The following is an 8,253-nucleotide window of genomic DNA, read 5'->3' as shown; positions in this document are numbered from 1 at the left end:
GGCGCGGGCCGCCACCCGCACCCCCGCACGGGGCCTCACCGGCCGGGCCGGCCGTTTCAGCCGCGGACGCCCAGCAGGTGCTCCAGCGCCAGCTGGTCCAGCCGCTCGAAGGCCATGCCGCGCCCGGCCGCGGCGTCCACGTCGAACTCCTCGAAGGCGGCGGTGTCGGCCAGCAGGTCGGCGGCGGTCTCGCCCTCGTTCAGGGTCGGCCGCGCCAGCTCGTCCAGGCGGGAGGCGCTCAGCGCCTCGCGGACCTCGGGGTCGGCGCGGAAGGCGACGGCCTTCTCCCTGAGGATCAGGTAGTTGCGCATGCAGCCGGCCGCCGACTCCCACACCCCGTCGAGGTCCTCCGTGCGCGGGGGCTTGAAGTCGAAGTGCCGCGGACCCTCGTAGCCGGCCGACTCCAGCAGGTCCACCAGCCAGAACGCCTGGCGCAGGTCGCCGGCGCCGAAGCGGAAGTCCTGGTCGTACTTGATGCCGGACTGGCCGTTGAGGTCGATGTGGAAGAGCTTGCCGTGCCACAGCGCCTGGGCGATGCCGTGCGGGAAGTTCAGTCCGGCCATCTGCTCGTGGCCGACCTCGGGGTTGAGGCCGACGCGGTCGGCGTGCTCCAGCTCGTTGATGAACGCCAGCGCGTGGCCGACGGTCGGCAGCAGGATGTCGCCGCGCGGCTCGTTGGGCTTGGGCTCGATGGCGAAGCGCAGGTCGTAGCCCTGGGAGACGACGTAGTCGCCGAGGATGTCGAAGGCCTCCTTGAGGCGGTCCAGCGCGCCCCGCACGTCCTTGGCGGCGCCCGACTCCGCGCCCTCGCGGCCGCCCCAGGCGACATAGGTGGTGGCGCCCAGTTCGGCGGCCAGGTCGATGTTGCGGATGGTCTTGCGCAGCGCGTAGCGGCGCACGTCCCGGTCGTTGGCGGTGAAGGCGCCGTCCTTGAAGACCGGGTGGGTGAAGAGGTTGGTGGTGGCCATCGGCACCTTCATGCCGGTGACGTCCAGCGCCTGGCGGAAGCGCTTGACGATGCCCTCGCGCTCGGAGGCGGAGGAGCCGAAGGGGATCAGGTCGTCGTCGTGGAAGGTGACGCCGTGGGCACCCAGCTCGGAGAGCCTGTGCACCGTCTCGACCGGGTCCAGGGCCGGCCGGGTGGCGTCGCCGAAGGGGTCACGGCCCTGCCAGCCCACGGTCCACAGACCGAAGGTGAACTTGTGCTCGGGTGTCGGCTCGTAGCTCATGTCATGCCTCTCGGGTATTTCGTCAGGCCCGTTTACAAATTAGTATGCGCCCAGAAGCCCCGGAGAGGAAGAGGCGACATGGCCGCACCCGAAGGTCCGCTCGTTATCGGTGTGGACAGCTCGACGCAGTCCACCAAAGCACTGGTCGTCGACGCCGCCACCGGCGAGGTGGTCGCGCGCGGCCAGGCGCCCCACACAGTCTCGCCCGACCACGAGAGCGATCCGGAGCAGTGGTGGCAGGCGCTGCGGCAGGCGCTGGAGCAGTGCGGGCCGGCCGTCCACCGGGCCGCCGCCGTCTCGGTCGGCGGCCAGCAGCACGGGCTGGTGACGCTGGACGGACAGGGCCGCCCCGTCCGTCCAGCCCTGCTGTGGAACGACGTGCGCTCGGCCCCGCAGCGCGACCGCCTGGTGGCGGAGCTGGGCGGGCCGAAGGCGTGGGCCGAGCGTTTCGGCAGCGTCCCGGCGGCCTCCTTCACCGTCACCAAGTGGCAGTGGCTGCGCGAGAACGAGCCCGAGGCCGCCGCCGCGGTGAAGGCGGTACGGCTGCCGCACGACTACCTCACCGAGCGCCTGACCGGCCAGGGCACCACCGACCGGGGCGATGCCTCGGGCACCGGCTGGTGGTCGACGGCCGACCAGGCCTACGACGAGGAGGTCCTGGGAAAAGTCGGCCTCTCCCCCGAGCTGCTGCCCCGTGTGCTGGGGCACGGCGAGGCGGCCGGCACGGTACGGCCGCGGGAGGGGCTGCCGCTGCCCCAGGGCACGCTGGTGGCCACCGGCACCGGCGACAACATGGCCGCCGCCCTCGGCCTGGGGCTGCGGCCGGGCCGGCCGGTGCTGAGCCTGGGCACCTCCGGCACCGTCTATGCCGTCTCCACCCGTCGCCCCACCGACCCCACCGGCACCGTGGCCGGCTTCGCCGACGCCCGCACCGACTGGCTGCCGCTGGCCTGCACCCTCAACTGCACCCTGGCCGTGGACCGCGTCGCGGCCCTGTTCGGCCTGGACCGCGAGGCCATCGAGCCGGGCGGGGGCGTGACCGTCCTGCCGTTCCTGGACGGCGAGCGCACCCCCAACCTCCCCTACGCCTCCGGCACCCTGACCGGTCTGCGGCACGACACAAGCGCGGGCCAGATCCTCCGGGCCACCTACGACGGCGCGGTCCACTCGCTGCTGGCCGCCCTGGACCTGGTCCTGGACGACGACGCCGATCCGGACGCCCCGATCCTGCTGATCGGCGGCGGCGCGAAGGGCACCGCGTGGCGCGAGACGGTACGGCGCCTGTCGGGACGGCCGGTGGTCGTGCCGCGCGCACAGGAACTGGTCGCGCTCGGCGCGGCGGCGCAGGCCGCGGCCCTGGTGCTGAGCGAGGACGCGGCGGCGGTCGCCCGCCGCTGGTCCACCGCCGAGGGTCCGTCGTACGAGTCGGTGGAGCGCGACGAGGAGACGCTGACCCGCCTGACGGCCACCCTGGGCGACGCCGATACGCTGCTGCGGCGGCCCTGACCGGCGGCAGCTCTCCCGCGGTCCGCCGGCACAGCCCGCCGCGCGAGTCCCGCCAGGTTCCGTCCCGCGCCACCACCGTCCGCGGCGCCTTCCGCGCAGCCTTTCGAGGAGTACGCCACCGATGGCAGCATCCGCTCCCAACACCCAGCAGGAGATGCGGCGGCGGAACCTGGCGCGTGTACTGCACGCGGTGGCCGACGGCGGCCCGCGGTCGCGGGCCGCCGTCGCGGCGCGGATAGGGCTCACCCGCACCGCCGTCTCCACCCTCGTGGACGAACTCCTGGGCGCCGGATTGCTGGTGGAACTGGGCCCGGGCCGCTCCGGCGCGGTCGGGCGGCCGGGTACCGCGCTGGCGCTCAGCGACAGCGGGCCCTGCGGAATCGGCGCCGAGATCGGCGTCGACCACCTCGCCGTGTGCGCCGTCGACCTGCGCGGCGAGGTCCGCGCCCGCACCGCGCTGGACGCGGCCAACCGGGACAGCGATCCCGGCCCGGTGCTGGAACGACTGGCCCGTCTGGTCAGGGCGGTCGCGGACGAGGCCCGCGGGCTGGGGCTACGCCCGGCCGGGCTGGCCGTGGCCGTGCCCGGCCTGGTCGCCCGCGGCACCACGACCGTCGTCCAGGCCCCCAACCTCGGCTGGACGGACCTCGACCCGGCACCCCGTCTGAGCGCGGGCGTGCTCGGCTCCGGGCCTCCCACCGGCAGCGGTGGCGACACAGCCGTGTGCTCCGTCGACAACGAGGCCAACCTGGGCGCCCTGGCCGAGCTGTGGCTGGGCGGCCACACCCCGCCGTCCGGCGGCTTCGTCCACGTCTCGGCCGAGATCGGCATCGGCGCCGCGATCGTGGTGGACGGGGAACTCCTGCGCGGCACCCGCGGGTTCGCCGGCGAGCTGGGCCATGTGCCGGTGCGCCCGGAGGGCCGCCCGTGCGCCTGCGGCGGCATCGGCTGCCTGGAACAGTACGCGGGCGAGGAGGCCGTCCTGCGGGCCGCCGGACTCGATCCGCGCGCCACCGCCGCGCGCCACCCCGGCCCCGGCGCCCGCGTCGACCTGCTCGCCACCCGCGCCGAGGACGGCGACCGCGCGGTACTGGGGGCCCTGGCCGAGGCCGGAAGCGCGCTGGGCACCGCCCTGACCGGCACGGTCAACCTGCTCGACCCGCGGACCGTGGTCCTGGGCGGCGCCCTGGCCCGGCTGGCGCCCTGGCTGCTGCCCTCCCTGGAGCACGAACTGGGCCGCCGTCTGGCCAACCCCCCGTCGGTGTCGGTCTCCCGCCTCGGCGCGGAAGGCCCGCTGCTGGGCGCGGCCCACTCCGTCGTCCGCGCGGTCCTGGACGACCCACTGGCCCACCGCGGCTGAAGGGCACGAGCCGAGAAGAGGGGCCGAACACGGCGGTCCACACCCGTGGACGGTAGTACGCGCCCGTCACTGTCAACCTTGGAATCCGTCATTCACTCTTTCGAGTTATTCAGTGTCCGTTTCACCATGACGGCGGTTCCACCCACGCAAAGTACCCTCCGTGTACAGAAGGCACAGCAGGTGGGGAGCGGGAGCGGGGGCGGTCGTCCTGGTGCTCACCGCGGCGGGCGGGGCCCGCGCCGAGGGGGCGGCCGTTCCGCAGCCCTCTCCGCCGGCCGCCGTCGCGGGCGCCGGGGTCCGGACCGGGGACGGTACCGAGGTACGGCTGACCAGCGGTGCCGCGTCGGCGATGGTCATGGGGCGCACCGGCTGTCCGAAGCTGTCCGCGGAGATCACGGTCGGCGGCGGTACCGGTGTGCGGCTCGGCGTGGTTCTGGGGCGCCCGTGTCCGCCCACTCCCACACCGTCCCCCCCGCCTCCCACTCCCACTCCCACTCCGTCCCCGCCGCCTCCCACGCCCACTCCCACTCCGTCCCCGCCGCCTCCCACGCCCACTCCCACTCCGTCCCCGCCGCCTCCCACGCCCACTCCCACACCGTCTCCCACTCCCACACCCACACCCACACCGTCCCCGCCGCCTCCGGTGCCGCCCGCGCCTCCCTCATCTTCTCCGCCACCGTCCTTCCCGCCGCCCCCGGAGCCGCGTCCGACAGCTACGGCCGTCACCGCACCGGCCGTCCCCGCGTCCCGTGAACCGGCGCCCCCACTCTCTCCGACACCACCTCCGCCGGAGAGTTCGCCGCCGAGGCGGCCCTCCTCGCTCCCGAGCCTCTTCCCTCCGCCCGCTCCCCGTCCCGAAACCCGGCGCCACCGGTCCGGCGCGGGGCTGCCGCTCACCGGGCGCACCCTGCTGATCGTCGCCCCGGCGGTGCTGGCCGCCGCCGCGCTGCGCCCGCGCTCCGGCTCCCGATCCCGCTGACCGAGGCCGAAAGCCCGAAGGAACCCCCTGTGAACGACTGGCTCTTCCTGTTCCTCGCCGTCACCGTCTCCTGCGCCGCCGTCGTGACCTTCATCCTGCTGCGGCGCCGCCGCACAGGCGAGGACTACGACCCCTCCGAGACCCCCGATGTCATCGAGTACATGACCATGATGATCGGTGTGGTGTACGCGATCGTCCTCGGCCTGGCCATCGCGGGCGCCTGGGAAGGGCGCTCCGCCGCCGAGGAGTGGACGCGACAGGAGGCCCAGGCACTGCACGAGGTGCGTGAGCGCGCCCAGGCCTATCCCACGGCGGTCCGCGAACGCGTCCGCGAACGCGTCGACGCGTACGTCCGTCACACGGTCACGGTGGAGTGGCCCCATATGGCCGAACACGGCGAAACGACCGACCGGGGGACAGAGCTCCTGGCGGACCTGCGGCGGGCCGTCACCGGCCACGAACCGACCACCGTGCGCGAGGCGCAGACGTACCAGGCCCTCGTGGACCAGGTCGCCCTGGCCGACGAGGCCCGTACCGCCCGGTCGCAGGGCGCCGAACCGACGCTGCCCGGTGTGGTGTGGCTCGGTCTGGTCTCGGGTGCGGTGATCGCGGTGGGCATGGTGTTCGCCCTGCAGATCCAGCGCTCGGGCCGGGAGCTGGCGCTGGCAGTCATGTTCACCGCGCTGATCGCGTTCCTCCTCTTCCTGGTCTGGTACTTCGACTCCCCCTTCACCCGCGGTTTCGCGGACCCGACCGAGGCGTTCACCACGCTCTTCCCACGCGCCTCGGGCGACTGAGATCACACCGCGCGCGCCGGGCTGCGCGCCGTCCGGTGGGTAGGCACCCTGGAGACCGACCGCACGGCCGTGACCAGACGAGGAGCCCCGGGTGCCCGCACTCTTCCCCAGCCTGTACCAGGCGCCGGACAAACCCGCGCTGCGCTTCGGCGGCCGGGTGATCGGCTACGGCCGGCTGGCCGGGGCGGCGCACGCGCTCGCCCTGGAGATCGCCGACGCCGGCCGGGTGGCGGTGTGGGCCACCTCCTCGCCGCACACCTGCGTCGGCGTCCTGGCCGCCCTGCTGGCCGGAGTCCCAGCCGTGCCCGTCAACCCGCGCGTCGGCGAGGACGAACTGGCCCACATCCTCACCGACAGCACGCCCAACCGGGTGCTGGCCGCCTCCGGCGACGAGCTGCCCCCGGCGCTGGAAGCGCTGCCGCGGACCGATGTCACGCTGGGGCCGGAGGCCGACCCCCGCCCCGACGGCACCACGTCCGCGCCCGATGAGAACGGCCCGGCGCTGATCGTCTACACCTCCGGCACCACCGGACCGCCCAAGGGCGTGGTGGTGCCGCGCCGCGCGATCGCGAGCACGCTGGACGACCTGGCCGACGTCTGGCGGTGGACCGGCGACGACGTACTGGTGCACGCGCTGCCGCTGTTCCATGTGCACGGGCTGGTCCTGGGGGTGCTGGGCCCGCTGCGGCGCGGCGGCACACTGCACCACCTGGGCCGCTTCTCACCCGAGGCCGTCGCGGCGGCGCTGGAGGAGGGCGGCACCATGGTGTTCGGGGTGCCGACGATGTACCACCGGCTGGCCGGGGCCCTGGAGGCCGGCGGCGAGGCGGGCGGCCGGCTGGCCGCAGCCCTGGGCGGGGCCCGGCTGCTGGTGTCCGGCTCGGCCGCGCTGCCCCCGCACGACCACGAGCGGATCACGGCCGCGACCGGGCAGCGCGTCGTCGAGCGCTACGGGATGACCGAGACGCTGATGATCACCAGTGTGCGGGCGGACGGCGAGCGCCGCGCCGGCACCGTGGGTGTGCCCCTGCCCAGCGTGGACGTACGGCTGGTCGACGACGAGGGACGCCGCATCGAGGACGGCGACGGCGAGACCGTGGGCGAGGTCCAGGTACGCGGACCCAACCTGTTCACCGAGTACCTGCACCGGCCGGACGCCACCGCGCAGGCCTTCGCGGGCGGCTGGTTCCGCACCGGCGACATGGCCACCCGGGACGCCGACGGCTTCTACCGGATCGTGGGCCGCAGGGCGACGGATCTGATCAAAAGCGGCGGTTACCGGATCGGTGCCGGAGAGATCGAGAACTGCCTGCTGGGCCACCCGGGCGTCGCCGAGGCGGCGGTCGTCGGCGAGCCCGACCCGGATCTGGGTGAGCGGATCGTGGCGTGGGTGGTGCCGGCCGGCGGACCGCCGCCCACCGAACAGGAGCTGGTCGACCACGTGGCGCGGCGGCTCACGCCGCACAAGCGGCCCCGGGCCGTACGGTTCACGGATGGCCTGCCCCGCAACGACATGGGCAAGGTCATGAAGCGGGAGCTGGGCCGTGGCTGAGCGGCCGGACACGGAACGGGCGGCGGGACCGGGCGGGCGGCTGTCGGCCCGTGCGGTGATCGACGCGGTGCTCGACTCGCCGGGCGACGGCTTCACGGAGCTGCCCGCCGCGGGCGGTTACGACGGCGGGAGCGGCGACACCGTCGGGGACGGGCCGATCACCTGGAAGGGGTACGGTCCGGCGCGCGCCCGCGCACACGAGCGCACCGGCGAGCGGGAGTCGGTGGTGTGTGGCACCGGCACGGTCGGCGGCGTCCCGGCGGTCCTGATCGCCTTCGAGTTCGCCTTCCTCGGCGGCTCACTCGGACAGCGCACCGGCGACCGCATCGAGGCCGCACACCGGCACGCCCGCCGGGCGCGGCTGCCGGTGGTCTCCCTGACGGCGACCGGCGGCAGCCGTATGCAGGAGGGCATGCGGGCCCTGGTCCAGCTCCAGCGCGTGGCGCGGCAGTCGTCGCTGACCCGGGCGGCGGGTCTGCCGCAGATCGCCGTCGTACGGGATCCGACGACCGGCGGCGGCTGGGCGACACTGGGGGCGGGCTCCGACGTGGTGCTGGCCCTGCCGGGCGCCCAGGTCGCCTTCGCCGGTTCCCGGGTGCGCCCCCCGAGCGCCGATCCGGCCGCGTACGGTGCCGAGGAGAAGCTGGCGGCCGGGCAGGTCGACCGGATCGTGGCTCCAAAGGAGCTGCCCGGCGCCCTGGGCCGCTGGCTGTCCCTGCTCTCCTCCCCCGCGGGCGCCCCTGATGCCGCGGGCGGCCCCGCCGAGCCGCCGCGCGCGCTGGGCGGCACGGGCGCGCCGGGCCTGCCGGAGACGGGCTGGGAGGCGGTGG

The 8,253-nt window shown here is 74.8% G+C and carries 7 protein-coding genes; 6 read left to right on the top strand and 1 reads right to left on the bottom strand.

All coding sequences use genetic code 11. The annotated features are described in order from the left end of the window. Positions 1-56: 56 nt before the first annotated feature. Entirely contained in the window at positions 57-1,229 is a 1,173-nt protein-coding gene (gene xylA / locus LJ221_RS21980; RefSeq protein WP_241718458.1) for a xylose isomerase, read from the bottom strand. 78 nt (positions 1,230-1,307) lie between these two features. On the opposite strand from xylA, the gene xylB reads away from it, so the two are divergent. From xylB to LJ221_RS21950, 6 genes are all read left to right on the top strand, one after another. Next, positions 1,308-2,735, top strand: coding sequence for a xylulokinase (gene xylB, locus LJ221_RS21975; protein ID WP_241718457.1), 1,428 nt, complete (start codon positions 1,308-1,310; stop codon positions 2,733-2,735). A 121-nt stretch (positions 2,736-2,856) separates the two neighbouring features. Further along, a complete protein-coding gene (locus LJ221_RS21970) occupies positions 2,857-4,095 on the top strand; it encodes an ROK family transcriptional regulator (RefSeq protein WP_241718456.1) in 1,239 nt (412 codons plus the stop codon). A gap of 444 nt (positions 4,096-4,539) precedes the next feature. Then, positions 4,540-4,848, top strand: coding sequence for a hypothetical protein (locus LJ221_RS21965; protein WP_302852053.1), 309 nt, complete (start codon positions 4,540-4,542; stop codon positions 4,846-4,848). A 255-nt stretch (positions 4,849-5,103) separates the two neighbouring features. Continuing rightward, a complete protein-coding gene (locus LJ221_RS21960) occupies positions 5,104-5,871 on the top strand; it encodes a DUF4239 domain-containing protein (RefSeq protein WP_241718455.1) in 768 nt (255 codons plus the stop codon). A 91-nt stretch (positions 5,872-5,962) separates the two neighbouring features. Beyond that, positions 5,963-7,423, top strand: coding sequence for an acyl-CoA synthetase (locus tag LJ221_RS21955; protein WP_241718454.1), 1,461 nt, complete (start codon positions 5,963-5,965; stop codon positions 7,421-7,423). After that, on the top strand, positions 7,416-8,253 hold an 838-nt coding region (locus LJ221_RS21950), incomplete at its 3' end, for a carboxyl transferase domain-containing protein (RefSeq protein WP_374228532.1). The genes LJ221_RS21955 and LJ221_RS21950, both read left to right, overlap by 8 nt.

The sequence above is a fragment of the Streptomyces sp. CNQ085 genome (assembly GCF_022614595.1).
Taxonomy (GTDB): Bacteria; Actinomycetota; Actinomycetes; order Streptomycetales; family Streptomycetaceae; genus Streptomyces.
This window is presented reverse-complemented; position numbering and strand designations above follow the sequence as displayed.